The following is a 26,486-nucleotide window of genomic DNA, read 5'->3' on the forward strand; positions in this document are numbered from 1 at the left end:
GGCGTTAGAGCGAGGCGGCGATCGGGGGGGCTCTCGGCGTAGAAGTGGGCGGCCTGGCGAGCGGTCTCGGTGAGATTCTCCTCGACAGACCACTCCCCCGGACGGGCGACGAGGCGGTGGAGGAGCGAGCCAGGCCGATGGTGCGCATCAGCGCGTGGGAGGCGTCGAGGATCCGCTCGCTGGCCGGCTTCAGCGGTCCGGCTTCAGCGGTGTGTGCTCCATCCAGACTTGACGAGTGAGTAAGTACTTACCCACCCAGGGAGGGGCAGGCTATGAAGCTCACGGTTTTCGGAGCGACCGGCGGCATAGGGCAGGAGATCGTCAAGCAAGCGCTGGCGGCGGGGCACAAGGTCACGGCGGTGGTCCGGGATCCGGCGCGGTTCACGGTGACGGGGCGCGGCCTGGAGGTCTTCGCGGCCCAGGTGACCGACGCGGAGGCGCTGCGGCCGGCGGTGGCGGGCCGTGACGCGGTGCTCTCCGGTCTCGGGGCGCGCACCCGCAAGGACGCGGGCATCGCCGCGACGCTCACCCGGCCGGTGCTGCGGGCGATGGAGGCGGAGGGGACGCGGCGGCTGCTGGTGGTGAGCGCGGGCCCGCTGGCCCCGGTCCCCTGGCGTCAGCCGCTCGTCGACCGGCTGATCCTGTCCGTGATCAACGCGGTCCTGAAGGACGTGTACGCCGACCTCCGGGTCATGGAGGACGACCTGGCGCGCTCGGCGACCGACTGGACGTCCGTACGGCCGCCGAAACTGCTGAACAAGCCGGTGACGGGTACGTACCGGACGGTGATCGGCGGCAATCCGCTCAGCGGCAGGACCATCGCGCGTGCGGATGTGGCGCACGCGATGCTGAAGATGATCGACGACCCGGCGACGGTGGGGCAGGGCGTGGGCGTGGCGTACTAGCGCACCGCACCTGAGGGCTGCACTAAAGACTGACGCCGACCGTAACCGGCTCGTTCACCAGCGTCACCCCGAACGCCTCCCGCACCCCGCCGACAACCTCGCGCGCCAGCGCCAGCAGGTCCTCGGTGGTCGCTTCCCCGCGGTTGGTGAGGGCAAGCGTGTGCTTGGTGGAGATACGGGCAGGTCCCACGCCGTATCCCTTCGTGAAGCCCGCCTTGTCGATCAGCCAGGCCGCGGAGGTCTTGGTACGGCCGTCCCCCGCCGGAAACGCGGGCGGCGCAACATCCGCACCGAGCCGCACCTGCACCCTGGCCAGGAAGGCGGCGTACTCCTCGCCCGTCAGGATCGGGTTGGTGAAGAAGGAGCCCGCCGACCACGTGTCGTGGTCGGCGGGGTCCAGGACCATCCCCTTGCCCGCGCGCAGCTTCAGCACGGTCTCCCGGGCGAGCGCGGCGGGCACGCGGTCGCCGGCTTCGACGCCCAAGCTCCGTGCGGTCTCCGGGTACTTGATCGGCGCGGACATCCCGCCCGCATCCTCCAGCGCGAAGCGCACACGCAGGACGACGAAGCGGTCCGGGTCCTGTTTGAAGCGGCTGTGGCGGTACGAGAACTCGCACTCGGCGGCCGGGATCGTCACGGTCTCGTTCGCGCGGCGGTCGTAGGCGACGACCTCGGTGATGACGCTGGAGACTTCCTGGCCGTACGCGCCGACGTTCTGAATCGGGGTCGCCCCGGCCGAGCCGGGGATTCCCGCGAGGCACTCGATGCCCGCGAGGCCGGCCTCGACGGTGTGGGCGACGGCGTCCGTCCAGACCTCGCCTGCGGCCAGCTCCAGGTTCACGCCGTCGAGGCGGAAGCCGGTGGTGGCGATGCGCAGGGCGGTGCCGTCGAAGCCCTTGTCGCCGATGACCAGATTGCTGCCGCCGCCGATGATCAGGAGCGGCGTACCGCTCTCGTCGGCCTCACGGACGGTGGCGATCACCTCGTCGTCGGTGGTGGCCGTGACGAGACGGGTCGCGGGGCCGCCGAGCCGGAAGGTGGTCAGGGGGGCGAGGGGGGCATCGTGGAGTTCCTGCACGGGGACAAGCGTACGGGGCGCCTCTGACAGCCAGGGGCGCCCCGTGCTCAGGCCCGTACCCGGGCGCCGGGCCCACACCCGAGCCACTTGCCCAGGCCCGTACCTGGGCCGTGCACCGGCCCGTCAGTGGACGAGCACCTTCTCGCCCTCCGCCGGGGCAGGGGCCGCCGCCTCACGCCGGGACGGGATCAGCAGGGCCACCACCGCCGCGACGCCCACGACACCGGCGCCGATCCACAGCGCGGGGATGGTGCCGTCGGTGAAGGTGTCGGCGGATTCGTAACCGCCCCGGGCAGCGAAGACCGCGCCCAGGACCGCGACGCCGAGGGCTCCGCCGACCTCGCGCAGGGCATTGTTCGCGCCGGAGGCGATGCCCTGCTCACCGGGCCGGACGCTGGACATGACCAGGCTGGCGGCAGGGGCGAAGTAGAGGGCCATGCCGATGCCGCCGAGGATCAGCGCGGGAAGCTGGGCGGCGTACGACACATCGGGGCCCAGCACCAGGGCGAAGAGCCCGAGACCGACGGCCTGGAGGGCAAGTCCGGTGGCGACGACCGGGCGGCCGCCTATGCGGTCGGAGAGATAACCGGCGATGGGCGCCACGATCAGCGGCATACCGGTCCAGGGGAGCATCCGCAGGCCGGCCTCGGTGGGCGAATATCCGAGGACGCTCTGCAGGAACTGGCTGAGCAGGAAGATCGAGCCGAACATCCCCAGGAACATCAGGAGGCTCGCGATGTTGATCCCGAAGAAGGCGCGGTTACGGAAGAGCCGCATGGGGAGCATGGGGTTTTTGTTGTTGAAGCCGTGATGGACGAAGCCGCCGATGAGCGCGCTGCCGAGGATCAGCCCAGTGAGGATCGGAGCGCTGCTCCAGCCGTCCGCCTGCCCGTTGACCAGGGCGTACACGATCCCGAAGAGGCCGCCGCTGACCAGGAGCGTGCCGGGAATATCGAGCCGGGCGTCCGGGGCGTACGACTCGGAGAGGCGGAGCCGGGCGAGCGGCAGCAACACCAGGCCTATCGGGACGTTCAGCCAGAAGATCCACTGCCAGGAGATGTGCTCGGTGAGGCTGCCGCCGATGAGCGGGCCACTGGCGACGGCGAGCCCGGTCACGGCGCTGAAGATGCCGAGCGCCATACCGCGGCGTGCGGCGGGTACGGCCGCGGTGAGCAGGGTGAGCGTGAGCGGCATCATGATCGCGGCGCCGACGCCCTGGACTGCGCGGGCGGCGACCAGGGCGTCGATGCCGGGGGCGAGGGCGGCCGCCGCCGATGCGCCGGTGAAAACGGTGAGGCCGACGAGGAAGAGCCTGCGGCGGCCGAACCGGTCGCCGAGGGCCGCGCCCAGCATGAGCAGGACGGCGAAGGTGAGGGTGTACGCGCTGACTGTCCATTCGAGGTCTTCCAGCGCGCCGCCGAGGTCCTTGCGGATGGAGGGGAGGGCGGTGGTGACGACGAGGTTGTCGAGCGCCGCCATGAAACCGGCGACGCTGGTGATGACGAGGGCCCAGGTGGCTCCTCGGCGGCCTGTTGTTGGGTTTTCTGCTTGCTCTTCCATGACTCCCCCTGCTGAGGTTAGTTATTGATGACTAACTTTCCTGGACAGAAAACTCGACGCGAAAACGGCAGCTCACCCCACTCCCGACTACTCCACAGTCGGAACCGTAGACATGTCGAAGCCCGACCACACTCGGTGACTCGGCGCGAAGCCCAGCGACGCAAGGACGTTGATCAGCATCCCGTAGGACATGAAATAGGTGGTCTCCTTGGTGTCCGCACCAAGAGTCAGGTGCGTGTAGTCCCACAGCTCCGCCCATTCGGCACGGATCGGCTCGCCGAACTCGTGGTCCCCGGCCGCCTCTGCCGACGCGACGGCGACGTACGTCTGCATGTGCATCAGCAGCCGGTCGGGGTCGTCGGCGAGGAGCTTCTTGTACGCCGCCGCCATGGCCATGTGCGCATCCTCGGCCGGAACAGCGCCCGCCGCGCCAGCCAGCGCCTCCCGGGTTTCCCGCAGGCCACGGAGGGCCGCAGCGAGGAAGAGCTCCTGCTTGTTCTTGAAGAGGCGGAAGAGATACGGCTGCGAGACGCCCACGCGCTTGGCGATCGCCTCGGTGGAGGTCCCGTGGTAGCCGCCGCGGGCGAACTCGGTGATCGCCGCGCGGATGACGCTCTCGCGTCGCTCGTCTGCGCTCATCCTGACCATGAGAGTGAAGTTAGTGGCCAATCACTAATCACGTCAAGCGGTAAGGGGCGCCCGCAATTACGGGGCGCCCCTTACATCGGCCGGAACGTCAGGCGAGCTGGACCACGGCGCGGGACATGCCCAGCACCTTCTGGCCCGCACTCATGGCCGTCAGGTCCACCCGGACCCGGTTGTCGTCCAGCAGCGCGGCGACCTTCGCGCTGACCTCGATCAGCGCGCCCTTGTCGTCGTTCGGTACGACGACGGGCTTGGTGAAGCGCACGCCGTACTCCACCACGGCGCCCGGGTCGGCCACCCAGTCGGTGACGACACGGATCGCCTCGGCCATGGTGAACATGCCGTGCGCGATGACGTCGGGCAGCCCGACCTCGGTGGCGAACTTCTCGTTCCAGTGGATCGGGTTGAAGTCACCGGAGGCGCCCGCGTACTGCACGAGCATGGCCCGCGTCACGGGAAAGGACTGGGACGGCAGCTCGGTGCCGACCTCGACGTCCGCGTAGGAGATCTTCGCCGTCATCACGCCTCCTCGGCCGCGCGCGAGACGAGCTTCGTCCACGCCGTCACCACATGCTCGCCGGCCTCGTCGTGGACGTCCCCGCGGATGTCCAGGATGTCGTTGCCGGCCAGCGACTTGACCGCCTCTATCGTCGAGGTGACCGACAGCCGGTCCCCAGCGCGCACCGGGCGCTTGTACGCGAACTTCTGGTCGCCGTGCACTACGCGGCTGTAGTCGAGACCCAGCTGCGGGTCCTGTATGACCTGGCCGGCCGCCTTGAATGTGATGGCGAAGACAAAGGTCGGCGGAGCGATCACATCGGTGTGACCGAGCGCCTTGGCGGCTTCCGGATCTGTGTACGCGGGATTGGTGTCGCCCACTGCCTCGGCGAACTCGCGGATCTTCTCCCGGCCGACCTCGTACGGTGCGGTGGGCGGATAGGCCCGCCCCACGAAGGACTGGTCGAGCGCCATGGGCCCGTACCTCCTGATGCCTGTGAACTGATGCCTGTGAATTGCCTGACGGAAACAACGACACGAGGCCGCCCCCGAAGTGGGGACGGCCTCGCATACGAGCCTGTGTTTAGCGGGTTTCGCGGTGCGCAGTGTGCGAGTTGCAGCGCGGGCAGTGCTTCTTCATCTCCAGTCGGTCCGGGTTGTTACGCCGGTTCTTCTTGGTGATGTAGTTCCGCTCCTTGCACTCCACGCAGGCCAGCGTGATCTTCGGGCGGACGTCGGTGGCAGCCACGTGAGTGCTCCTTGGACGGACGGTTGACGGATGAACGCATAAAAGAGTAGCCGATCGAAGGACCGACCCCACAATCGGCTACCGTGTGTAGCGGTGACCGGACTTGAACCGGTGACACAGCGATTATGAGCCGCTTGCTCTACCGACTGAGCTACACCGCTTTGATGCCGGATCCCCCCGCCCGAAGGCGGGGATCACCGATCACCAGAGCCCCAATACGGAATCGAACCGTAGACCTTCTCCTTACCATGGAGACGCTCTACCGACTGAGCTATTGGGGCGAGCGATGAAGACATTACACGGTCGCCCGCCGATCGCCCAAATCCGTTTCACTGCCCAGCCACAACCGTCCCGTACGCCACTCGTGCCCACACCGGTACGACTATTTCGCTCCTCCTCGAAGGCTGGATTCCGGGCCCCTAGGCTCGACTCACGCTGCGTGATCTCGATCTTGCACGCCCGAGCCTCGCCAGGAGCCCGATGTCCGACAGCCAGCCGCAGCCGCCCCATTCCTCCGGTGGCAGCTCTGGAAACAGCGACGGCGCGTCGACCACCGATGCCGCCACGCTGCTGCTCTGCGCCGCCCGTCTCACCGACGGCCGCATCGTGGACGTACGGCTCAGCGGCGGGCGTATCGAGGCGGTCGGCACCGCAGGCAGCCTCTCCGCGGTGGGCGCGCGCGTGGACCTCGCCGGGCATCTCCTGCTGCCCGCCCCCGCCGAACCGCACGCCCACAGCGACACCGCTCTGACCGCCGACACCGGCGGCCCCGTCTCGTACGGCACGGAGGACGTCCAGCGCCGCACCACCGAGGCCGCGTTGCTGCAGCTCGGGCACGGTGCGACGGCGCTGCGCTCGCACGTACGCATCGGGGATGTGCAGGGGCTCAGCTCCATGGAGGCGGTGCTCCAGGCGCGGCGCTCGCTGCGCGGTCTCGCCGATCTGACCGCCGTCGCCGTGCCCCGGCTGCTCACCGGCATCGCGGGCGCGGACGGGCTCGCGATGCTGCGGGACGCCGTGAAGATGGGCGCGGGTGTGGTGGGCGGCTGCCCGGACCTGGATCCCGACCCGGCCGGGTACACGGAAGCGGTCCTGGAGGTCGCCGCCGAGCACGGCTGCCCCGTGGACCTCCATACGGAGGGTGACGATCCGGCGCGTCTCGCCCGGCTCGCGGCGATGGTGGGAGGGCTGCGGCCCGGGGTGACGATCGGGCCGTGCGCCGGGATCTCCCGGCTGCCGCTGGACGCCGCGACGCGCGCCGCGGGCCAGTTGGCCGCGGCGGGGGTAACGGTGGTCTGCCTGCCTCAGGGCGACTGTGTGGGCGTCGAGCGGCGGGGTGCTGGGCCCGCTCCCGTACGGCTGTTGCGGGCGGCCGGGGTGCGGGTCGCGGCGGGCAGCGGGGCGCTGCGGGACATGGCGAATCCGGTGGGGCGCGGGGATCCGCTGGAGGCCGCCTATCTGCTGGCCTCGCAGGGCGGGATGCGCGCTCCGGACGCGTACGGGGCGGTGAGTTCGGCGGCTCGGCAGGCGATGGGGCTGCCCGAAGTGCGGGTGGAGGCCGGTTTTCCCGCCGAACTGCTCGCCGTACGCGGGGACCGGATCGCGGGCGTGCTGTCCCTGGCGTACAGCCGGGTCGTCATCCACCGGGGGCGGGTGGTGGCCCGTACCAGCGCGGTGCGCGAGTACTGCGACTCGGCGGCCGCCGTCGCGCTCGATCTGCCGCGCCAGGGACGGGCCGGCGGACCCGGGCCCTGAACGGACGCGCGCGCGGGCGGGTGGGCGTACGGTCGGAATCATGCGCATTGTCATCGCAGGTGGACATGGTCAGATCGCGCTGCGGCTGGAGCGGTTGCTCGTCGCGCGCGGGTACGAGGTCGCGGGCATCATCCGGGATCCCGAGCAGTGCGAGGATCTGCGGGCGGCGGGCGCCGACCCGGTCGTGCTCGACTTGGAAACGGCCTCCGTCGAGCAGGTGGCGGAGGTGCTCGCCGGCGCCGACGGCGCCGTCTTCGCGGCGGGCGCGGGACCTGGCAGCGGCACGGAGCGCAAGGACACGGTGGACCGGGGCGCGGCCGTGCTCTTCGCGGACGCCGCGGAGCGTGCGGGCGTACGCCGCTACCTCGTCGTGTCGTCGATGGGCGCCGATCCGCAGCGGCAGGGCGACGAGGTCTTCGACGCGTACCTGCGCGCCAAGGGTGAGGCGGACGCGGACGTACGCTCCCGGGCAGGGCTTGACTGGACGATCCTGCGGCCGGGCAGCCTGACGAACGACGCGGGCACGGGGCTCGTGGACCTCGAGGCCTCTACGGGGCGCGGTCCCGTGGCGCGCGACGATGTGGCGGCGGTCCTGGCAGAGCTGCTGGACACTCCGTCGACAGCGGGCCTGACGCTGGAGCTGATCAGCGGCTCGGTGCCGGTCACGGTCGCGGTGAAGGACGTCGCCGGTAATTGAACGCCCGGCGAGTGCCCGGGAGTTCCCCGGGTTCGAGGACTCCGGGTTCGAGGAGAAGTCCCGTGTACGAGAAAACCCCCTCCGGTCTGCATCTCTGCAGTCCGGAGGGGGTTTCCCTACCTGTGGCGGCGCCAGGATTCGAACCTGGGAAGGCTAAGCCGGCGGATTTACAGTCCGCTCCCATTGGCCACTCGGGCACACCGCCATGGGATGTCGCTCCGGATGACCGCCTGGGGCGGTGCTCCGTGGCAACGACGTAAACGATACCTGATACCCGGGGGTGCTCCGCCACCGGATTGATCAGCGCTCGGGGCGGGTGCGGGTGGCTAGGCTTTACGGGAGCGGTCCGGGCAGGCCCGGCCGCGCACCCCGCCGAGCAAGGCATTCCGATACCAGGCAGCCCCCAATACAAGGAGCCACAGGACATGGCCGACTCCAGTTTCGACATCGTCTCGAAGGTCGAGCGGCAGGAGGTCGACAACGCCCTCAACCAGACCGCGAAGGAGATCTCGCAGCGCTACGACTTCAAGAACGTCGGCGCCTCGATCGATTGGTCCGGCGAGAAGATCCTGATGCAGGCGAACTCCGAGGACCGGGTCAAGGCCATCCTCGACGTCTTCGAGACCAAGCTGGTCAAGCGCGGGATCTCGCTGAAGGTGCTGGACGCCGGCGAGCCGCAGCTGTCCGGCAAGGAGTACAAGATCTTCGCGTCGATCGAGGAGGGCATCTCCCAGGACAACGCCAAGAAGGTGGCGAAGATCATCCGCGACGAGGGCCCCAAGGGCGTCAAGGCGCAGGTCCAGGGCGACGAGCTGCGGGTCAGCTCGAAGAGCCGTGACGACCTGCAGGCCGTTCAGGCGCTGCTCAAGGGCAAGGACTTCGAGTTCGCGCTGCAGTTCGTGAACTACCGCTGACCTGGCGGTCCGGTACGAGAGCGGGGGTGGAGGCGGCGCGGCCGGCCGCACCCCCGCACTGCCCGTTGCGATGTCCGAATACCGCCGGTTCCGGTGAGCGCGGCGTCGCAGACTCGTCGTAGACGGGGCGTACACGGGACGTACTGCGAGGGAAGGAACGCGCCATGACGGTCTACGCGACCATGGACAGCCCACTGGGCGAGCTGCTGCTGGTCGGCGAGGAGTCCGCGACCGCGCCCGGCGGCACCGCACTGGCCTCGCTGTCCGTACCGGGGCAGAAGGGCGGGGCGGTCGTCCGGGACGGATGGCGGCTCGCGCCGGAGGCTTTCGACGCCATCGTCGGGCAGCTGCGGGCGTACTTCGCCGGTGAGCTCACCCGCTTCGACGTGGAGTACGTGAGCGGGGGCACGGCGTTCCAGCAGCGGGTGTGGCGGGCCCTGGAGGAGATCCCGTACGGCGTGACGGTGTCGTACGGGGACATCGCCGGGCGGATCGGCTCGGCGGGCGCCGGGGTGCGGGCCGTAGGGACCGCGATCGGGCGCAATCCGCTGCTGGTGGTGCGGCCGTGCCACCGGGTGATCGGGGCGGACGGGGCGCTGCGCGGGTACGCGGGCGGGCTGGAGCGCAAGGAGCGGCTGCTTGGGCTCGAAGGGGCACTGACGGCGGCATGATGCTGTTTCCGGGCCCCCGCGAGCGGGCTGTTGTCGCGCCCGGGGCGGTACATGTACCGGGGTGGCTGTCGCTGGAGCAGCAGCGGGAACTGGTCTCGGCGTGCCGGGAGTGGGCGCAGGGGCCGGTGCCGATTCGTCACACAGTGCTGCCGGGCGGGGGTGTCATGTCCGTACAGACAGTGTGCCTCGGGTGGCACTGGAAGCCGTACCGGTATGTCCGTACCGCGGACGATGTGAATGGCGCGCGGGTCGCGGAAGTGCCGGAGTGGCTGGTGGAGTTGGGGCGGGCGGGGGTGGCCGAGGCGTATGCCGGTGCTTGTGGGGAGGGCAGCGGATACGCGGGCGGCGCGTCTGCGGCCGGTGTGTATGCCCCTGACACCGCTCTCATCAACTTCTATGACGGCGCGGCGAAGATGGGCATGCACCAGGACAAGGAGGAGCGGTCCGGTGCGCCGGTCGTGTCGCTGAGCCTGGGCGATACGTGCGTTTTCCGTTTCGGCAATACGGAGGGGCGGGGACGGCCGTACACAGATGTGGAGTTGGCGTCCGGGGACCTCTTTGTGTTCGGCGGACCTTCGCGTTTTGCCTATCACGGGGTGCCGAAAGTTCTGCCTGGGACGGGTGATCCGGCGATCGGGATGGCCGGTGGACGGCTCAACATCACACTGCGGGAGACCGGGCTCACGTAGCCGATCAGTAGGGTGCGGCAGCCGGTCAGTAGGGTGCGGCGCATGACACAGGAGATGCGGCGGACTCTCGGGGTCTTCGACGCTGTGGTGATCGGGCTCGGGTCGATGGTCGGGGCCGGGATCTTCGTCGCGCTCGCCCCTGCGGCGAAGGCGGCAGGGTCCGGGGAACTGCTGCTGGCGGGGCTGGCGCTGGCCGCTGTGGTGGCGTACTGCAATGCGATGGCGTCGGCGCGGCTGGCCGCGCTGTATCCGGCTTCGGGCGGGACGTACGTGTACGGGCGGGAGCGGCTCGGCCCTTTCTGGGGTTACCTGGCGGGCTGGGGCTTCGTCGTCGGGAAGACCGCTTCGTGCGCGGCGATGGCGCTGACGGTCGGGGCGTACGCATGGCCGGGGCAGACGCATGCGGTGGCGGTCGCAGCCGTGGTGGCGCTGACTGCCGTCAATTACGGGGGCGTTCAGAAGTCGACGTGGCTGACGCGAGCCATCGTGGCGGTGGTGCTGGCGGTTCTGGCTGCCGTCGTGGTGGTGTGCGTGGCGGGGGCTGACGGGCCATCGGTCGGTTCGGGGGCACGCGGTTCGGGGATCGGTGGGGTGCTTCAGGCGGCGGGGCTGCTTTTCTTCGCGTTCGCCGGGTACGCGCGGATCGCCACGCTCGGCGAGGAGGTGCGCGATCCGGCCCGTACGATCCCGCGCGCGGTTCCGTTGGCGCTGGGGATCGCCCTGGCGGTGTACGCATGCGTGGCGGGGGCGGTGCTCTCGGTGCTGGGGGCCGGCGGGCTGGGGGCGGCGACGGCCCCGTTGGCGGATGCGGTACGGGCGGCGGGCGTCCCGGAGCTGGCGCCCGTGGTGCGGGTGGGGGCTGCGGTGGCGGCGCTCGGCTCGCTGCTGGCGCTGATCCTCGGGGTCTCGCGTACGACGCTGGCGATGGCCCGCGACGGCCGTCTGCCGGGTGCGCTGGCCGCCGTGCACCCGCGATTCCAGGTGCCGCACCGGGCGGAGCTGGCGGTCGGTGCGGTGGTCGCGGTGGTGGCGGCGACGGTGGATGTGCGCGGGGCGATCGGCTTCTCGTCGTTCGGGGTGCTGGTCTACTACGCGATCGCCAACGCCTCGGCTTGGACGCTCGGTTCGGTCCGGGTGCGGGTCCTGGCGGTGGGCGGCCTTGTGGGCTGTGTGGCGCTGGCGCTCGCGTTGCCGGTGTCGTCGGTGGTGGCGGGGGCGGGTGTGCTGGCGGTGGGGGCCGGGGCGTACGGGGTGCGGCGGTTCAGGGCAGGGGCTGCGGCGTCGTGAGATGCGGCAGGGGCCCGGGGCCGGGCGCCTCGGCGTACGAAACGACGTACTACCGGGAGGCGAACGGCTGGTCCGTGGGGACGATTTCGCGGCCCAGGGGCAGCAGCGAGAGCGGGATCATCTTGAAGTTCGCGATGCCGAACGGGATGCCGATGATCGTGACGCACAGGGCGATGCCGGTGACGATGTGGCTCAGCGCCAGCCACCAGCCCGCCAGGATCAGCCACAGCACATTGCCGACGCAGGATGGGGCTCCCGCGTCTCGGCGTTCCACCGCTGTGTAGCCGAAGGGCCAGAGCGCGTAGACGCCGATACGGAAGGCCGCGATGCCGAACGGGATGCCGATGATGGTGATGCACAGGACGATGCCCGCCAGCAGGTAGCCCAGGAAGAGCCAGAAGCCGCTGAGGACCAGCCAGATGACGTTCAGGATTGTCTTCATGGGCGATGACCTGCCATTTGTTCGAGTCGGGCGATGCGCTCCGCCATCGGCGGGTGCGTGGAGAACATTTTGGACATGCCCCGGCCGGGCCGGAACGGGTTCGCGATCATCATGTGGCTCGCGGTCTCGATCCGGGGCTCGGGCGGCAGCGGCAGTTGCTTCGTGCCCGCGTCGAGCTTGCGCAGGGCGCTGGCGAGGGCGAGTGGGTCGCCGGTGAGCTGGGCGCCCGAGGCGTCCGCCTGGTACTCGCGGGAGCGGCTTACGGCGAGCTGGATCACGGACGCTGCCAATGGGCCAAGGATCATGATCAGCAGTATGCCGAAGATGCCGGGGCCCTCGTCGTCGTCGGACCGGCCTATGGGAATCAGCCAGGCGAAGTTGACCAGGAACATGATGACGGAGGCCAGGGCGCCGGCAACCGAGGAGATCAGGATGTCGCGGTTGTAGACGTGGCTCAGTTCGTGGCCGATGACGCCGCGCAGCTCGCGCTCGTTGAGGATCTGGAGGATGCCCTCGGTGCAGCAGACCGCGGCATTGCGCGGGTTGCGGCCGGTCGCAAAGGCGTTGGGGGCCTGGGTGGGTGAGATGTACAGCCGGGGCATCGGCTGGCGGGCCTGGGTCGAGAGGTCGCGGACCATGCGGTACAGCTGCGGCGCCTCGAACTCGCTCACGGGGCGGGCGCGCATGGCCCGCAGCGCCAGCTTGTCGCTGTTCCAGTACGCGTAGGCGTTGGTGCCGAGCGCGACGAGGACCGCGACGATCAGGCCCGTACGGCCGAAGAAGCTGCCGATGACGATGATGAGTGCGGACAGTCCCCCGAGGAGTACGGCGGTCCTGAGCCCGTTGTGCCGGCGGTGCACGGTACGCCCTCCAAAAGGTGCGGCAGGGGAACCCCTTGCTGGGAGGTGCTTCCACGTCCAGTGGACCCTCCCTTACTGGTCAACGCCAGGCGAGAGGGGCTAGTTCCCTTGTGCACCGGCCGCCCGTTGGGCCGTACGGGGCCTCCGTCTACTGGAAGAGGTTGCCCGTGGCGAAGCGCAGCACCAGCTGGGGTGCGCCGGACAGGACGATGCCGAGTGCGGCCGTGAGGACGATGGCGGCAGTGACGGGCATCGGCACCGCGTGCTTGGGCCGCTCGCCCTCGGCGGGGGCGCGGAAGAGCACCGCGGTCCACTGGAGGTAGTAGTAGAGCGCGATCACTACGTTCACGGCCATGACGACGGCGAGCCAGCCGAGGCCCGCGTCGACCGCCGCCGAGAAGACCGTCACCTTGGCGAAGAGGCCGATGATGCCGGGCGGCAGGCCCGCGAGGCAGAGCAGGAAGAAGCCGAGGGCGAGGGCGATGAGGGGGCGGGTCGCGTAGAGGCCCCGGTAGTCCGTGATCCGGTTCAGCGGGTGCGTACGGGCGACAAGGGCAGCCACCGCGAAGGCGCCGAGGTTGATCACGGCGTACATCAGGGCGTACGCGACGGTGGAGCCGATCTGGTCGTCGCTGGAGTACGCGGCTGCCGCGATCGGGACCAGGATGTAGCCGGCCTGCCCTACCGACGACCAGGCAAGCAGGCGGACCGCACTGTACGAGCGGGTCGCGGACTGGCGCAGGGCGGCGACGTTGCCGACGGTCATGGTGAGTGCGGCCAGCACGGCGATTGCCGGGCCCCATACGTCCGCGTAGGACGGAAAAGCGACCACTGTGACGAGGATGAGGCCCGAGAAACCGACCGCCTTACCGATGACGGACAGGTAGGCGGCGACAGGGAGGGGCGCCCCTACGTATGTGTCGGGGACCCAGAAATGGAACGGCACAGCGGCCGTTTTGAAGGCGAAGCCGACCAGGGTCAGGGCGACCCCCGCCTTTGCAAGCGTGTCCAGCTGTCCTGGTACGTCGTCCAGGTTCGCGGCAACTTCGGTGAGGTGCAGGGTGCCGGTTGTCGCATACACAAAGCTGACGCCGAGCAGCATCACGGCGGTCGCTGCCACGGAGGACAGGAAGAACTTCAGGGCCGCTTCGGAAGAGAGGCGGTCGCCGCGCCTCATGCCGACCAGGGCGAAGGCGGGCAGCGACGCGACTTCGAGGGCGACCACAAGGGTGGCCAGGTCGCGCGAGGCAGGGAGCAGGGCCGCGCCCGCCGCCGATGACATCAGGAGGAACCAGAACTCGCCCGCAGGGAGCCTCTCCTTCGTCTCCGTCATCGAGAGCAGGGCCGTGAGCAGCGCGCCGCCGAGCACCAGGAACTGGATGACCAGGGCGAAGTGGTCGGCGGTGTAGCTGCAGACGTCGGCGTCGGAGGTCAGGCAGAAGGTGGAACGGTCGCCGTCGAGCAGCGGCAGGAGGGTGACGAGAGCGGCGGCGAGACCGGCGATCGAGAGCCACCCGAGGAGCTGCTTCCTGCTCTCCGGTACGAAGAGGTCGGCGACCAGGACGATCAGGCCGACGGACGCGGTGATCGTAGGCGGGGCGATCGCCAGCCAGTCGACGGACTGGACGAGGTTGGCGGCGCTTTCGGCGGCCACGGTCACGACTTGCCTCCTGCGAGGAGCTGCTGCACGGCCGGGTCGGTGAGGCCGAGGAGGACCGCGGGCCAGAGTCCGGCGAGGACAGTGAGGGCGACGAGAGGAGTCCAGGCGGCGAATTCGTAGCCCTGGACGTCGGCGATCGGCTCGGGCGATTCCTGCGGCACGCCCATGCAGACGCGGCGTACGACCACGAGCAGGTATGCGGCGGTGAGCAGCGTGCCGATGCCGGCGATCGCCATGAAGGTGAGGAAGGCGGGGCGGCTGAGGCCTTCGGCGGGGTCGAAGGCGCCGAACATCGTGAGCATCTCGCCCCAGAATCCGGCGAGGCCGGGAAGCCCGAGTGAGGCGACCGCGGCGAAGGCCAGCAGGCCGCCGAGGCGGGGGGCGCGGCCGTAGAGCGCTGCGCCGGTGGCGCCGGCCAGGGTGTCGAGGTCGGCGGTGCCGTAGCGGTCCTTGAGGGCTCCGACCAGGAAGAAGAGCAGGCCGGTGATGAGTCCGTGGCCGATGTTGGCGAAGAGGGCGCCGTTGATGCCGGTGGGTGTCATGGACGCGATGCCGAGGAGTACGAAGCCCATGTGGCCGACGGAGGAGTACGCGATCAGGCGCTTGAGGTCGCCCTTGGCGCCTTTGCGGGTGAGAGCGAGGCAGGCCAGGGATCCGTAGATGATGCCGGCGACCGCGAAGGCGGCGAGGTACGGCGCGAAGGTACGCATCCCATCGGGTGCGATGGGGAGCACGAGGCGGACGAATCCGTACGTACCCATCTTCAGCAGGACGCCCGCGAGGAGGACAGAGCCGACGGTGGGTGCGGCGGTGTGGGCGTCCGGCAGCCAGCTGTGCAGCGGCCACATCGGAGTCTTCACCGCGAGACCGAGACCGATCGCCAGAACGGCGATGACCTGCACGGATGTTGTCAGCCCACGGCCGTTGTCAGTGGCGAGTGCCACCATGTCGAATGTGCCCGAATTCAGTCCGATGAGGAGGAGACCGAGCAGCATGACGACGGAGCCGAGCAGCGTGTAGAGGATGAACTTCCAGGCGGACGACTGGCGTTGGTCACCGCCCCAGCGGGCGATCAGGAAGTACATCGGGATGAGCACCATCTCGAACGCCAGGAAGAACAGCAGGAGATCGAGGACGGCGAAGGTCGCGAGCATGCCGGACTCGAGGACGAGCAGCAGTGCGACGAATGCCTTCGGGGACGGGCCCGCGGGCATCTTGAAGTAGCTGTAGAGCGCGCAGAGGAAGGTCAGCAGCGCGGTCATGACGAGGAGGGGGAGCGAGATGCCGTCGATGCCGAGCTGGATCCTGACGTCGAGCGCCGGGATCCAGCTGATGTCGGTCGTGGCCTGCATCTTCGACGGGTTGGTTGGGGTCTCCCCTGCTCGAGCGGAGTCGAGAGCTTGGGGAAGGTCGAAGCCGAGGGCGAGGGCGATGGCTGCGGCGAGGATCGCGCCGGTCACGGTCACGCCGTGGCGGAGCACGGCCTGGTCGGGGCTCTTGCCCTTCAGGCCGGGCGGGGCCGGGAGGAGAGCCGCTGCGGCGCCGATGAGCGGGCCGACGACGACGAACGCCAGAAGGAACTGCATCACGGACGGGCTGATATCGATCACGGCTCACGCTCCGACGGCGGCGACGATGACGGCGGCGATCGCCAGGACGACGGAACCGGCGAGCAGCGCGCTGAGGTAGGTCTGCACATTGCCGGTCTGGGCTCGGCGGACGACCGTGCCGAGCAGGCGCGGGGCTGTGCCCGCACCTCGTACATACGTCTCGATGACCTCGCGGTCCAGGAAGCGGACCAGTTCGGCGGCCGCCAGTACGGGCCGTACGAAGAGGGTGTTGTAGACGGCGTCGAGGTGGAAGCCGGCGGCCGCGTGGCGGTGGAGTGGGCCGAGGAGGAGCCGGCCGGGGTCGGCCGGATCGTAGGCCGGGTGCGGCATGGTGAGGGCCTCCGCCTCGACCTGTCCGGCCTCGGCGTCGGGGTGCGCGACGATCCCGTCGACCTGGGAGCGGGCGGCGAGCGCTGTCGTGTGCCGCCAGGCGCCGTAGGTGACCAGTCCGCCGACGAGGGCGACACCCGTGCCGAGCACCGCGGTGGTGACGGTCGGGGTGAGTGAGTCGCCGTCGAACCAGTCGGCGAGGTAGCCGGCGGTGAGGCCCAGGCCGAGCGAGGGGATGGCGAGGAGCCACAGCACGCCGTTCATGGCGATGGGCTGCTTGCCGTGGTCAGGGGCCACCGCGCCCCGGCCGCGGAAGGCCAGCAGCCAGAGGCGGATGGCGTACGCGGCGGTGAGGACGGCGGTGAGCAGGCCCGCGACGAGCACGGTCCAGCCGGCACCGGAGGGGACTCCCTGGGTGTCGCCGAGGGAAGCGTGTTCGGCGGCGACGAGGACGGCTTCCTTGGAGAAGAAGCCGGCGAAGGGCGGGATCGCGGCGAGTGCGAACAGGGCGATCGTCATCGTCCAGTACGCGTCGGGGATGCGCTTGGGCAGGCCGCTCATGCGGGACATGGCGGCGAGGGAGTTGGTGCCGGCTGCGTGGATTATCACGCCGGCGCCGAGGAAGAGCAGCGCCTTGAAGGCGCCGTGGGACAGGAGGTGGAAGACGGCGGCGCCACGGTCACCGACGGCCAGGGCGCCGGTCATGTAGCCGAGCTGACCGATCGTCGAGTAGGCGAGGACGCGCTTGATGTCGTCCTGGGCGAGGGCGGCGAGTGCTGAGCCGACCATGGTGACCGCGGCCATCACGGCGAGGACGGTCAGGGCCGCGGCGGAGGCGGCGAAGACCGGAAGGAGGCGGGCGACGAAGTACACACCCGCGGCGACCATCGTCGCCGCGTGGATCAGCGCGGAGACGGGCGTGGGGCCCGCCATCGCGTCGGGCAGCCAGGTGTGAAGCGGGAACTGCGCCGACTTGCCCGCCACTCCGGCGAGGAGCAGCAGGGCGATCAGCGTGGGGTGGTCGATTCCGCCGCTCGCGACGGCGCCCAGGATGCCGTTGATCCGGAACGTGTCGGCGTCGGCGGCGAGCGCGAACAGACCGAACAGGAAGGGGACGTCGCCGAGCTTGGTGACCAGGAAGGCCTTGAGGGAAGCGGCGCGGGCTTCGGGCGTCTCCCAGTAGTGGCCGACCAGGAAGTACGAGCAGATGCCCATGATTTCCCAGCCGACCAGCAGCACCATCAGGTCGCCGGAGTAGACGACGAGCAGCATCGCGGAGGTGAAGAGAGAGATGAGGGCCGCGTACGAGGGGTAGCGCGGGTCGTCGCGCAGGTAGCCCGTCGAGTAGATCTGCACGCAGGTCGCGACGACGCCGACCAGGACGGCGACGAGGACCGCGAAGCCGTCGAGGTGCAGGGCGAGGTCGATGGGGACCGAGCCGGTCGGGGTGAGCTGGGTCGATGCGTCGATCGCCAGGCCGCCGCCCTGGCGTGCGGCGACGAGCGCGGCCAGCACAGCGGCGGCCATGGTCGGCAGTACGGCAAGGGGCCGGACGAAACCGGGGGCGGTGCGGCCGAGCAGCAGCCCGGCCGCGGCACCGAGGAAAGGAAGGAGGGGAACGAGGACGGCGAGGGTCGTGGTCGTCACGCGGCGGCCTCAGCCTTCTGTTCGGCCTTCTGTGCCATGGCGGAAGCTTCGTCGTCGGCCGGGCTCTCGGCGGTGTCGCGGAGCTTGTCGATGTCCGAGGTTCCGCGGTTGCGGTAGACCATCAGGACGATCGCCAGGCCGATGCCGATCTCGGCCGCGGCGATGGCGATGGTGAAGAGGGTGAGTGCCTGGCCGGCGTGGAGGGTGTCGCGGAGCCAGACGTCGAAGGCGACCAGGTTGAGGTTGACGGCGTTGAGCATCAGCTCGACGGACATCAGGACCAGGATCGCGTTGCGGCGCGCGAGTACTCCGTACAGACCGGTGGAGAAGAGGAGGGCGGAGAGCACGGCGGGATAGGCGAGGTGCATCAGCGCGTCCCCTCCTCGGAAGTGGTGGCGTCGTTGGGTGCCTTGGCGGCCTTGTGGCCCTTGGTGGCTTTGGGGTCCTTGGGGTCCTTGCGGGAAAGGACGATCGCGCCGACGAGGGCGGCCAGCAGCAGGACCGAGAGTGCCTCGAAGGGCAGGACCCAGTGCTGGAAAAGGATCTCGCCGGTCACCTTGGTGGAGCCCTGGGTGGGGCCGTCGAGATCGATCCAGGTCGTACGGAACGCGTCCACAACCACCCACACGAGTGCGGCTGCTGCGGCAACGGCCACCGTGAGAGCGGCCCAGCTGTTGCCTGAATCGGCGTCCGGTGAGCGCCCGATGGGGGCCTTGGTGAGCATCAGCCCGAAGAGAAGGAGGACGACCACGGAACCGACGTAGATCAGGACCTGTACCCAGGCGACGAACTCGGCTGTGAGCAGGAGGTATTCGACGGCCAGGCCGCCGAGCGCCACGACGAGCCAGAGGGCGGCGTGCACAAGCTGCTTGGTCGTGACCGTGATGACGGCAGCGCCGAGGGTGGCGATGCCGACCAGGAGGAAGGCGATTTCGACGCCGGTCGGGGAGAGGAAGCCGTGCTCGGCCGTTGCGGCGGCTGCGAGGTGGTTCATTCGGCGGACCCCTCGCCCTGCTGCTCGGCCTGCTGCGCGGCGGCCTGCTCCTGGGCGGCCTGCTCCTGCGCGGCCGCGAGCTTGTCGGCAGCCTTGCGCGCCGCCGCGATCTCCTTCGGCTCCTCCGCGCCCGGGTCCAGCGCGGGCGGCGCGGGCACCGTCCACATCCACTCGCGGAGCTTGTCCCGCTCATGGGTGAGCTCGTGGATGTCGGTCTCGGCGTACTCGAATTCCGGGGACCAGAAGAGCGCGTCGAAAGGACATACCTCGATGCAGATACCGCAGTACATGCAGAGCGAGAAGTCGATGGCGAAACGGTCGAGGACGTTGCGGCTGCGCTCGCGGCCGCCGGGCGTCGCGGCCGGGACCGTCTCCTTGTGGGAGTCGATGTAGATGCACCAGTCGGGGCATTCGCGCGCGCAGAGCATGCAGACCGTGCAGTTCTCCTCGAACAGGCCGATCACGCCGCGCGAGCGCGGCGGGAGTTCGGGCTGGACGTCCGGGTACTGCGCGGTGACAGTCTTCTTCGTCATCGTGCGAAGCGTGACGGCCAGGCCCTTGGCGAGACCTGACCCTGGGATCGGAGCCATTACTGGATCGCCACCTTCACGATTCCGGTGAGCGCGATCTGCGCGAGAGCGAGGGGGATGAGCACGGTCCAGGCGAGCTTCTGGAGCTGGTCCTCGCGCAGCCGCGGGTAGGTCACGCGCAGCCAGATGATGCCGAAAGCGAGGATCGCGGCCTTGAGGAGTGTCCAGACCCATCCAAGGCCGTCGGCGCCCCAGGGGCCGTGCCAGCCGCCGAGGAAGAGGACGGTGGTCAGGCCGCAGAGGACGACGATTCCGGCGTACTCGGCGAGGAGGAAGAGAGCGAAACGCAGGCCGGTGTACTCGGTGTACGCACCGAAGATGATCTCCGAGTCGGCGACCGGCATGTCGAACGGCGGGCGCTGCAGCTCGGCGAGGCCGGCGACGAAGAAGACGATCGCGCCGACGATCTGCCAGGGCAGCCACCACCACTCGAAGGCGTTCAGGATGCCGGGGAGTGAGACGGTGCCGGCCGCCATCGCCACTGAGGCGGCGGCGAGCAGCATCGGCAGTTCGTACGCGAGGAGCTGGGCGGCGGTACGGAGGCCGCCGAGGAGGGAGAACTTGTTGGCCGATGCCCAGCCCGCCATGAGCGAGCCGAGCACGCCGACGCCCATGACGGCGAGCACGAAGAAGATGCCCGCGTCGACGACCTGACCGACCGCGCCCTCGCTCGGGCCGATCGGAATCGCGACGATCACGAGGAGGTACGGCAGGAGCGCGACGGCGGGGGCGAGCTGGAAGATACGGCGGTCGGCGTTGGCCGGGACGATGTCTTCCTTCTGCGCGAACTTCACGCCGTCGGCGACGAGCTGCGCCCAGCCGTGGAAGCCGCCCGCGTACATGGGACCGAGACGGCCCTGCATGTGGGCCATCACCTTGTGCTCGGTCTGCCCCACGACGAGCGGCAGGACCATGAACACGGAGAAGACGATGACCAGCCGGAGGGCGACATCGAGTACGTCGTTCACGCGTCGCTCCCTCGGTCGGTGGTGGTGTCTTCGTCGCCCTCGCCGCTGCCGTCGCCGCCACCGTCTCCGTTGCCGTCCTCGAACGCGGGGCGCGGGTGGTGCCAGGGCGCGTCAGCGCTGCGCGCGGGGCGCGGCGCGGAGTCGTCGGCCGGGGGCGTCTCGGCCTCCGGCTGTGCGGCAGGCTGCGCCGGGGGCGCCGGCGCCTGACTCGCCGAGCCTTCGGACGCGGTGCGCGTGCGGCGTACCGGAGGCGTCGCGGGAGCAGCGCTCTCGGTGGCGGGCGGAGCGGTGCCCTCCGCAGCGCCCTCCGCAGCGGCGGGAGCAGCGGCCTCGGTTACGGGCGGCGTGTCGGTGGCCTGCGCCTGGCTGGTCGAGCCCTCCGTCACGCTGCGCGCGCGGCGAGGCGGGCGGTCGGCTGCGGCGCCTGCGGCACGTGGGGTTCGCGCCGGGCGGGCCGGGGCAGGGGGGAGCTGGCCCTTCTGGGGGCCCCACTCGTTCGGGTCGGGCACGCCCGGCGGCAGCATCTGGCGGCGCTTCGGTCCACCGTGGTCCGACTCCCCCGGCTCCTTCGCCCCCGGCCACGCCTTGGCGACCCGTGCCGCGAGGACGAAGTCCTTGCGCAGCGGGTGGCCTTCGAAGCCCTCGGGGAGGAGAAGGGGAACCAGGTGCGGGTGGTCCGTGAAGTCGATGCCGAACATCTCGTGCGTCTCGCGCTCGTGCCATGCCGCGCCGGCGTAGATCTCCACGGCGGTGGGCAGGGCAGGCGCGGCGTGCGGGACAGTCGTACGGACCAGAAGGCGGCGGACCGTACGGCCTTCGAGAGCTACGACGTGCGCACAGACCCTGAAGCCTGTGCCGGGCTCGTCGACCGCGCTCAGCCAGTCGAAGTAGGTGCAGGCCAGCTTGTCCCGCGCGATCTCCAGGGCGGCGATCCACGAGCCGACCGGGACGTCGACGGTGAGCAGGTCGTAGCTGCGCTCGGCGGTCGCCTCCTCGCCGAAGATCTCGGAGGCGGCGTCCGGGAGGCTGTCGTACGCCGTGGTGTACGCGGTGGTGTCCGTGCCGGTGTCGCTGTTGGTCACTTCGGGCCCTCCCCCGGAACCGGCGGCGGGGCGACGAGGCCGCTCTGCAGCGCCGCGGCGGACGGCCGTGCGTGGCCGTAGCGCTCGCTCAGCGACTCGCGGGCGATCTTCTCCTGGAGCTTGAGGATGCCCTGGAGCAGTGCCTCGGGGCGGGGCGGGCAGCCCGGTACGTACACGTCGACCGGGATGATCTGGTCGACGCCCTTCGTCACGGAGTACGAGTCCCAGTACGGGCCGCCGCAGTTCGAGCAGGCGCCGAAGGAGATGACGTACTTGGGCTCGGGCATCTGCTCGTACAGACGCTTCACGGCCGGGGCCATCTTGTCCGTCACCGTGCCCGAGACGACCATCAGGTCGGCCTGGCGCGGGCCGGGCGCGAAGGGGATCACGCCGAGCCGGATGAAGTCGTGCCGCGCCATGGACGCCGCGATGAACTCGATCGCGCAACAGGCGAGGCCGAAGTTGAAGACCCACAGGCTGTAGCGGCGGCCCCAGTTGAGGACCACCTTCATGGGTTCTGGTGCGAGGCGGGCGAGAGCTCCCAGACGCTTCGGCTCGGGGAGCGTCGGCAGGGGGAGGTCGACAGGGGTCACGTCCATTCGAGGACGCCCTTCTTCCATGCGTACAGCAGTCCCACGGCCAGGAAGCCGAGGAAAATGAACATCTCGACCAGCGTCGTCGCGCCGTATCCGGCCGCGGCGAAGACGGTCGCCCACGGGAACAGGAAGATCGAGTCCACGGCGAAGATCACGTACAGAAACGCATAGACGTAGTAGCGGACCTGTGTATGAGCCCAGCCTTCTCCTACTGGGTCCACTCCGCACTCGTACGTCAGCATTTTCTCCGGCGTCGGCATCACCGGCCGCAGCAGCCGCCCGGCCCCGAAGGCCACGGCGACAAAGAGCACACCGATGAGCGCGAGCAGCCCGACGACCGAGTAACTCTGGAAGTACTCGGCCGCGAGAACAGTCCGTTCCGGCACGTCCGCCCCTCGCTCCCTGACCTCGTTGCGCCCTGTTCGACGATCTGTACGCACGCGAGTGTAGGCCCTGGTAAAGACTCGGTAAGCAGCCGCGTAGCACTGAGGGTGGGGTTATCCCTACCTCCTGACACCGTAGCTACCCCATGGCATGCGCAGTCCGGGCCCGGCAGGCTTGGCACCATGACCGCCATTGCCAGCGACCTCCCGCCCGATCTGTCCGACCCGTCCGGCCCGTCCGACGCATCCGACGCCTCCGACCGGCCGCCGCCCGTGCGCGCTCCGTACGGCCGGCACACCTGGAAGGAGGTCGCGCATCTCCTCCTGAATCTGCCGATGGCGCTGTTCGGTTTTGTGTTCACCGTGGTGGTCCTGCTCCTGGGCGGCGGGCTGTCGGTCACGGTGATCGGCCTTCCGCTGCTGGCCGTGGGGCTGCTGGGGGCCAGGCAGCTCGGCAGGATCGAGCGGGCGCGTGCACGGACCTTCCTCGGTGTGTACGTCGACGAGCCGAGCCCCGCGCACGCCCATGCCGGGCAGCGGCGGCCCGGCGCGGGCGGCTTCTTCGCCTGGTTGTGGGCGGGCCTGAAGGATCCGGTGGGCTGGCGGACAGCGTTGTACGCGTTCATCCGGCTGCCCTGGGGCGTCCTGACCTTCGCGGTCACGCTGGTCGGCCTGCTCGTGCTGTGGCCGGTGCTGCCGTATCTCGCGCGAGCGATGGCCAACGCCGACCGGGCGATGGTGCGTGGGCTGCTCTGTCCGTCCGACGAGCTGGAGCGCCGGATCGCCGAGCTGGAGTCGGACCGTGGCGTGGTCGTCGACACCGCCGCCGCGGACCTGCGTCGCATCGAGCGCGATCTGCACGACGGTGCGCAGGCCAGGCTCGTCGCCCTCGCGATGGGGCTCGGCATGGCGAAGGAGAAACTGACCGGCGATTTCAAGGACCCGGTCGCGGCGGCGGCGATGGTCGACGAAGCGCACGGCGAGGTGAAGCTGGCCCTGCAGGAACTGCGTGATCTGGCGCGCGGCATTCACCCCGCCGTGCTGACCGACCGCGGCCTTGACGCGGCGCTGTCGTCCATCGCGTCGCGCTGCACTGCCCCGGTGAGGGTCACGGTCGATCTGGCGGCCCGCCCGGCGGAGGCGATCGAGGGCATCGCGTACTTCACGGTCTCCGAGCTCCTGCAGAACGTCAGCAAGCACAGCGGGGCGCGCTCCGCTTCCGTCGACGTGTGGCGGTCCGGGGACAGGCTGCTGATACAGGTCCAGGACGACGGGCGGGGCGGGGCACGGCTGGACGGCGGCACGGGCATGTCCGGTCTGGCCGACCGGCTCGGCGCGGTCGACGGGCTGTTCGTCCTCGACTCCCCCGCCGGCGCGGGGACGACGGTGACGGCCGAACTGCCGTGGCGCGACCGGGACAAGCGGCCCGGCGGTGGTGCGAAGCACCGTGCGGGGGTGGGGAAAACCCCCGGTCAGAAACGGTGACCGGCCTCATGGTCCCGGCCTGCCCGTCCCAACATTCTTGAGATACGCAACCAATCAGCAGCACCAGAGCAGAAACGGACGGCAGCGATGGCCACGGAGTACGCACCGCAGACGCGGGACCAGTGGGAGCCCGAGGGCAGCTCCCCGAGGAGGCACTTCCTGCCCCCGGCGCTGCGCGCGCCGGTCGAGGCTCGTACGTGGCGCGAGTTCGGTTACCTGATGCTCAGTCTGCCGATCAGCATCGTGCTCTTCACCTTCGCGATCACCATGTCGTCGATCGGCATGGCACTGCTGATCACCTTCCTCGGCGTACCGGTCCTGGCGGCAGGCCTGGCGGGCTGCCGCGGTTTCGGGGCGATGGAGCGGGCCCGCGCCCGGGCGCTGCTCAAGGTCGACGTCGCGGCTCCCGCGCCCGTGCGGCCCAAGCCCGGTGGCGGCGCGATGTCGTGGATGGGCGCGATGCTCAACAACGGGGCGTCCTGGCGTCATCTGCTGTACGCCGTGCTGCATCTGCCCTGGGGGATTTTCGCCTTCACCCTCGCGGTGACCCTCTGGACGTTCGGCTGGGGCATGCTCACGTACCCGCTGTGGCAGTGGGTTTTCCCGGTCTACGCGGGGATGGACGGTCTCCAGCTGTACGGCGACAGCACGCACAACCTCTACCTCGACAGTCCCGTCGAGCTGGCGGCGACCAGTGCGTTCGGCCTGCTCGTCACTCTCGTGTCGCCGTGGGTCATACGGGCCCTGACAACCGTGGACGCTCTGATGGTGGCCGGGCTGCTCGGCCCATCCAAGCTGGCCACCCGCGTCTCCGAACTGGAGTCGGACCGGGGCGTCGTCGTCGACACCGCCGCCGCGGACCTGCGGCGCATCGAGCGCGATCTGCACGACGGTGCGCAGGCCAGGCTCGTCGCCCTCGCCATGGACCTGGGCCTGGCGAAGGAGAAGCTGACGGAGGATCCGGAAGCCGCGGCGCGCATGGTGAGCGAGGCGCACGGCGAGGTGAAGGTGGCTCTGCAGGAGCTGCGCGACCTGGCCCGTGGCATCCACCCGGCCGTCCTGACTGACCGCGGTCTGGATGCGGCGCTGTCCGCGGTCGCCTCCCGGTGCACGGTGCCGGTGCAGGTCGAGGTGGATCTGCCGTCGCGGCCAGCCCCGGCCATCGAGGGCATCGCGTACTTCACGGTCTCCGAACTCCTGCAGAACGTCAGCAAGCACGCACGGGCGTCCCGGGCCACGATCGATGTGTGGCACACGGCGGACCGGCTGATGCTCCAGGTGAGCGACAACGGGAAGGGCGGCGCCGACACGCAGTCCGGTTCGGGTCTGGCCGGGCTCGCGGAACGGCTGGACGCGGTCGACGGGATCCTGGTGGTCGACTCGCCGGTGGGCGGGCCGACCACCGTCACGGCGGAGCTGCCCTGGCGCGGCTGACCCCCGCCCCTCGCCTGCCCCCCGCGCCCGCCGCCCCCGCAACGCCCCACCCCTTCCCCCGAGTCGTACGCCACTCTTCCCATCACCTGGGTACGCACGCGTCCGGATGCTGGAATGCTGGGGCCGTTGAACGGGGAGCGATCGATTTGCATGGGGGATACAGCGTCGTGGAGGACAGGGTGCGGGTCGTCATCGCCGAGGATTCAGTGCTGCTTCGGGAGGGCCTGACCCGGCTGCTGACCGACCGCGGGCACGATGTCGTCGCTGGTGTCGGGGACGGGGAAGCGCTGATCAAGACGGTGGGGGACCTGGCAGAGCAAGGCATGCTGCCGGATGTGGTGGTCGCCGACGTGCGGATGCCGCCGACCCACACCGACGAGGGCGTACGGGCGGCGGTCCGGCTGCGCAAGGACCATCCCGGAATCGGGGTGCTGGTGCTGTCGCAGTACGTCGAGGAGCAGTACGCCACCGAGCTGCTGGCCGGGTCGAGCCGCGGAGTGGGATATCTGCTCAAGGACCGGGTCGCCGAAGTCAGGGAATTCGTGGACGCCGTGGTCCGGGTGGCCCAGGGCGGCACTGCGCTCGACCCGGAAGTCGTGGCGCAGTTGCTGGGCCGCAGCCGCAAGCAGGACGTCCTCGCCGGACTGACGCCTCGCGAGCGGGAGGTCCTCGGTCTTATGGCCGAGGGCCGGACGAATTCGGCGGTCGCGAAACAGCTGGTGGTGAGTGACGGTGCGGTCGAGAAGCACGTCAGCAATATCTTCCTGAAACTGGGACTCTCGCCGAGCGAAGGGGATCACCGGCGGGTCCTGGCAGTACTGACCTACCTGAATTCCTGAGAGCGGTCCTAGAACCAACGGACGAGTACGGAGCGTCTTCGAAGAGAGCGCCGGGGGGCGATGGAACCATGGCAAATCAGGACAGCATGGCGTCTCATATACAGGACCACTATGTGATC

28 protein-coding genes and 3 tRNA genes are annotated in these 26,486 nt (G+C 69.8%); 10 read left to right on the top strand and 21 right to left on the bottom strand.

Annotated features, from left to right (window positions below):
• The first annotated feature begins 272 nt into the window (after positions 1 to 272).
• Complete coding sequence (locus J7I98_RS10855; RefSeq protein WP_214920426.1) at positions 273 to 905, top strand: NAD(P)-dependent oxidoreductase; 633 nt, start codon at positions 273 to 275, stop codon at positions 903 to 905.
• Positions 906 to 927: 22 nt separating this feature from the next.
• Here the strand turns inward: J7I98_RS10855 and J7I98_RS10860 are convergent, their stop codons facing one another.
• From J7I98_RS10860 to J7I98_RS10895, 8 genes are all read right to left on the bottom strand, one after another.
• On the bottom strand, positions 928 to 1,983 hold the full coding sequence (locus J7I98_RS10860; protein WP_214920427.1) for a UDP-N-acetylmuramate dehydrogenase: 1,056 nt from the start codon (positions 1,981 to 1,983) through the stop codon (positions 928 to 930).
• 123 nt (positions 1,984 to 2,106) lie between these two features.
• Entirely contained in the window at positions 2,107 to 3,543 is a 1,437-nt protein-coding gene (locus tag J7I98_RS10865; RefSeq protein WP_214920428.1) for an MFS transporter, read from the bottom strand.
• An 87-nt stretch (positions 3,544 to 3,630) separates the two neighbouring features.
• The gene (locus tag J7I98_RS10870) at positions 3,631 to 4,191 is read right to left on the bottom strand and encodes a TetR/AcrR family transcriptional regulator (protein WP_214920429.1); all 561 of its coding nucleotides are present in this window, start codon (positions 4,189 to 4,191) and stop codon (positions 3,631 to 3,633) included.
• 88 nt (positions 4,192 to 4,279) lie between these two features.
• On the bottom strand, positions 4,280 to 4,708 hold the full coding sequence (locus J7I98_RS10875; RefSeq protein WP_214920430.1) for a MaoC family dehydratase: 429 nt from the start codon (positions 4,706 to 4,708) through the stop codon (positions 4,280 to 4,282).
• Positions 4,708 to 5,160 carry a MaoC family dehydratase N-terminal domain-containing protein gene (locus J7I98_RS10880; protein WP_214920431.1) on the bottom strand — a complete coding sequence of 151 codons (453 nt, stop codon included), beginning with the start codon at positions 5,158 to 5,160 and terminating at the stop codon, positions 4,708 to 4,710. The genes J7I98_RS10875 and J7I98_RS10880 overlap by 1 nt, the downstream gene beginning before the upstream one ends.
• Before the next feature lie 109 nt (positions 5,161 to 5,269).
• A complete protein-coding gene (gene rpmG / locus J7I98_RS10885; protein WP_003956487.1) occupies positions 5,270 to 5,434 on the bottom strand; it encodes a 50S ribosomal protein L33 in 165 nt (54 codons plus the stop codon).
• 88 nt (positions 5,435 to 5,522) lie between these two features.
• Positions 5,523 to 5,595, bottom strand: a tRNA-Met gene (locus J7I98_RS10890).
• A 47-nt stretch (positions 5,596 to 5,642) separates the two neighbouring features.
• Positions 5,643 to 5,715 (bottom strand) — tRNA-Thr (locus J7I98_RS10895).
• Positions 5,716 to 5,914: 199 nt separating this feature from the next.
• Here J7I98_RS10895 and J7I98_RS10900 point away from each other — a divergent pair.
• Positions 5,915 to 7,189, top strand: coding sequence for an amidohydrolase family protein (locus tag J7I98_RS10900; RefSeq protein ID WP_214920432.1), 1,275 nt, complete (start codon positions 5,915 to 5,917; stop codon positions 7,187 to 7,189).
• A 40-nt stretch (positions 7,190 to 7,229) separates the two neighbouring features.
• Positions 7,230 to 7,886, top strand: a complete 657-nt coding sequence (locus J7I98_RS10905; RefSeq protein WP_214920433.1) for an SDR family oxidoreductase — start codon at positions 7,230 to 7,232, stop codon at positions 7,884 to 7,886.
• A 123-nt stretch (positions 7,887 to 8,009) separates the two neighbouring features.
• Here J7I98_RS10905 and J7I98_RS10910 read toward each other — a convergent pair.
• Positions 8,010 to 8,091, bottom strand: a tRNA-Tyr gene (locus tag J7I98_RS10910).
• 220 nt (positions 8,092 to 8,311) lie between these two features.
• On the opposite strand from J7I98_RS10910, the gene J7I98_RS10915 reads away from it, so the two are divergent.
• From J7I98_RS10915 to J7I98_RS10930, 4 genes are all read left to right on the top strand, one after another.
• Positions 8,312 to 8,800, top strand: coding sequence for a YajQ family cyclic di-GMP-binding protein (locus tag J7I98_RS10915; RefSeq protein ID WP_214920434.1), 489 nt, complete (start codon positions 8,312 to 8,314; stop codon positions 8,798 to 8,800).
• A gap of 164 nt (positions 8,801 to 8,964) precedes the next feature.
• Positions 8,965 to 9,471, top strand: a complete 507-nt coding sequence (locus J7I98_RS10920; protein ID WP_214920435.1) for a methylated-DNA--[protein]-cysteine S-methyltransferase — start codon at positions 8,965 to 8,967, stop codon at positions 9,469 to 9,471.
• The gene (locus J7I98_RS10925; RefSeq protein WP_374225108.1) at positions 9,471 to 10,160 is read left to right on the top strand and encodes an alpha-ketoglutarate-dependent dioxygenase AlkB; all 690 of its coding nucleotides are present in this window, start codon (positions 9,471 to 9,473) and stop codon (positions 10,158 to 10,160) included. The genes J7I98_RS10920 and J7I98_RS10925 overlap by 1 nt, the downstream gene beginning before the upstream one ends.
• 42 nt (positions 10,161 to 10,202) lie before the next feature.
• Positions 10,203 to 11,447: an APC family permease gene (locus J7I98_RS10930; protein WP_214920437.1), complete on the top strand. Its 1,245-nt coding sequence runs from the start codon at positions 10,203 to 10,205 to the stop codon at positions 11,445 to 11,447.
• A gap of 49 nt (positions 11,448 to 11,496) precedes the next feature.
• On the opposite strand, the gene J7I98_RS10935 is transcribed toward J7I98_RS10930, so the two are convergent.
• The 12 genes from J7I98_RS10935 to J7I98_RS10990 all read right to left on the bottom strand — a co-directional run bounded on the left by J7I98_RS10935 (position 11,497) and on the right by J7I98_RS10990 (position 22,612).
• Entirely contained in the window at positions 11,497 to 11,889 is a 393-nt protein-coding gene (locus J7I98_RS10935; RefSeq protein ID WP_214920438.1) for a YccF domain-containing protein, read from the bottom strand.
• Positions 11,886 to 12,749, bottom strand: coding sequence for a zinc metalloprotease HtpX (gene htpX / locus J7I98_RS10940; protein WP_214920439.1), 864 nt, complete (start codon positions 12,747 to 12,749; stop codon positions 11,886 to 11,888). Before htpX ends, J7I98_RS10935 begins: the two co-directional genes overlap by 4 nt.
• Positions 12,750 to 12,897: 148 nt before the next feature.
• A complete protein-coding gene (locus J7I98_RS10945; protein ID WP_214920440.1) occupies positions 12,898 to 14,409 on the bottom strand; it encodes an NADH-quinone oxidoreductase subunit N in 1,512 nt (503 codons plus the stop codon).
• A complete protein-coding gene (locus J7I98_RS10950; RefSeq protein ID WP_214920554.1) occupies positions 14,406 to 15,995 on the bottom strand; it encodes a NuoM family protein in 1,590 nt (529 codons plus the stop codon). The genes J7I98_RS10945 and J7I98_RS10950 overlap by 4 nt, the downstream gene beginning before the upstream one ends.
• Positions 15,996 to 16,022: 27 nt before the next feature.
• On the bottom strand, positions 16,023 to 17,996 hold the full coding sequence (locus J7I98_RS10955; protein WP_214920441.1) for an NADH-quinone oxidoreductase subunit L: 1,974 nt from the start codon (positions 17,994 to 17,996) through the stop codon (positions 16,023 to 16,025).
• Positions 17,993 to 18,364, bottom strand: a complete 372-nt coding sequence (nuoK, locus tag J7I98_RS10960) for an NADH-quinone oxidoreductase subunit NuoK (RefSeq protein WP_214920442.1) — start codon at positions 18,362 to 18,364, stop codon at positions 17,993 to 17,995. Before nuoK ends, J7I98_RS10955 begins: the two co-directional genes overlap by 4 nt.
• Positions 18,364 to 18,990 carry an NADH-quinone oxidoreductase subunit J gene (locus J7I98_RS10965; RefSeq protein WP_251020444.1) on the bottom strand — a complete coding sequence of 209 codons (627 nt, stop codon included), beginning with the start codon at positions 18,988 to 18,990 and terminating at the stop codon, positions 18,364 to 18,366. The genes nuoK and J7I98_RS10965 overlap by 1 nt, the downstream gene beginning before the upstream one ends.
• Positions 18,987 to 19,580: an NADH-quinone oxidoreductase subunit I gene (locus J7I98_RS10970; RefSeq protein WP_214920443.1), complete on the bottom strand. Its 594-nt coding sequence runs from the start codon at positions 19,578 to 19,580 to the stop codon at positions 18,987 to 18,989. The genes J7I98_RS10965 and J7I98_RS10970 overlap by 4 nt, the downstream gene beginning before the upstream one ends.
• Entirely contained in the window at positions 19,580 to 20,548 is a 969-nt protein-coding gene (locus tag J7I98_RS10975; protein WP_214920444.1) for a complex I subunit 1 family protein, read from the bottom strand. Before J7I98_RS10975 ends, J7I98_RS10970 begins: the two co-directional genes overlap by 1 nt.
• Positions 20,545 to 21,630, bottom strand: a complete 1,086-nt coding sequence (locus J7I98_RS10980; RefSeq protein ID WP_214920445.1) for an NADH-quinone oxidoreductase subunit C — start codon at positions 21,628 to 21,630, stop codon at positions 20,545 to 20,547. The genes J7I98_RS10975 and J7I98_RS10980 overlap by 4 nt, the downstream gene beginning before the upstream one ends.
• The gene (locus J7I98_RS10985; RefSeq protein ID WP_214920446.1) at positions 21,627 to 22,229 is read right to left on the bottom strand and encodes an NADH-quinone oxidoreductase subunit B; all 603 of its coding nucleotides are present in this window, start codon (positions 22,227 to 22,229) and stop codon (positions 21,627 to 21,629) included. The genes J7I98_RS10980 and J7I98_RS10985 overlap by 4 nt, the downstream gene beginning before the upstream one ends.
• Positions 22,220 to 22,612, bottom strand: a complete 393-nt coding sequence (locus J7I98_RS10990; protein WP_214920447.1) for an NADH-quinone oxidoreductase subunit A — start codon at positions 22,610 to 22,612, stop codon at positions 22,220 to 22,222. The genes J7I98_RS10985 and J7I98_RS10990 overlap by 10 nt, the downstream gene beginning before the upstream one ends.
• A 180-nt stretch (positions 22,613 to 22,792) precedes the next feature.
• On the opposite strand from J7I98_RS10990, the gene J7I98_RS10995 reads away from it, so the two are divergent.
• The 3 genes from J7I98_RS10995 (at position 22,793) to J7I98_RS11005 (ending at position 26,367) form a co-directional block, all read left to right on the top strand.
• Positions 22,793 to 24,094, top strand: coding sequence for a sensor histidine kinase (locus J7I98_RS10995; RefSeq protein WP_214920448.1), 1,302 nt, complete (start codon positions 22,793 to 22,795; stop codon positions 24,092 to 24,094).
• 87 nt (positions 24,095 to 24,181) lie between these two features.
• On the top strand, positions 24,182 to 25,528 hold the full coding sequence (locus J7I98_RS11000; protein ID WP_214920449.1) for a sensor histidine kinase: 1,347 nt from the start codon (positions 24,182 to 24,184) through the stop codon (positions 25,526 to 25,528).
• Positions 25,529 to 25,707: 179 nt separating this feature from the next.
• On the top strand, positions 25,708 to 26,367 hold the full coding sequence (locus J7I98_RS11005) for a response regulator transcription factor (RefSeq protein ID WP_214920555.1): 660 nt from the start codon (positions 25,708 to 25,710) through the stop codon (positions 26,365 to 26,367).
• The last annotated feature ends 119 nt before the right edge of the window (positions 26,368 to 26,486 follow it).

This window comes from Streptomyces sp. ISL-98, assembly GCF_018614055.1.
Taxonomy (GTDB): Bacteria; Actinomycetota; Actinomycetes; order Streptomycetales; family Streptomycetaceae; genus Streptomyces; species Streptomyces spiramyceticus.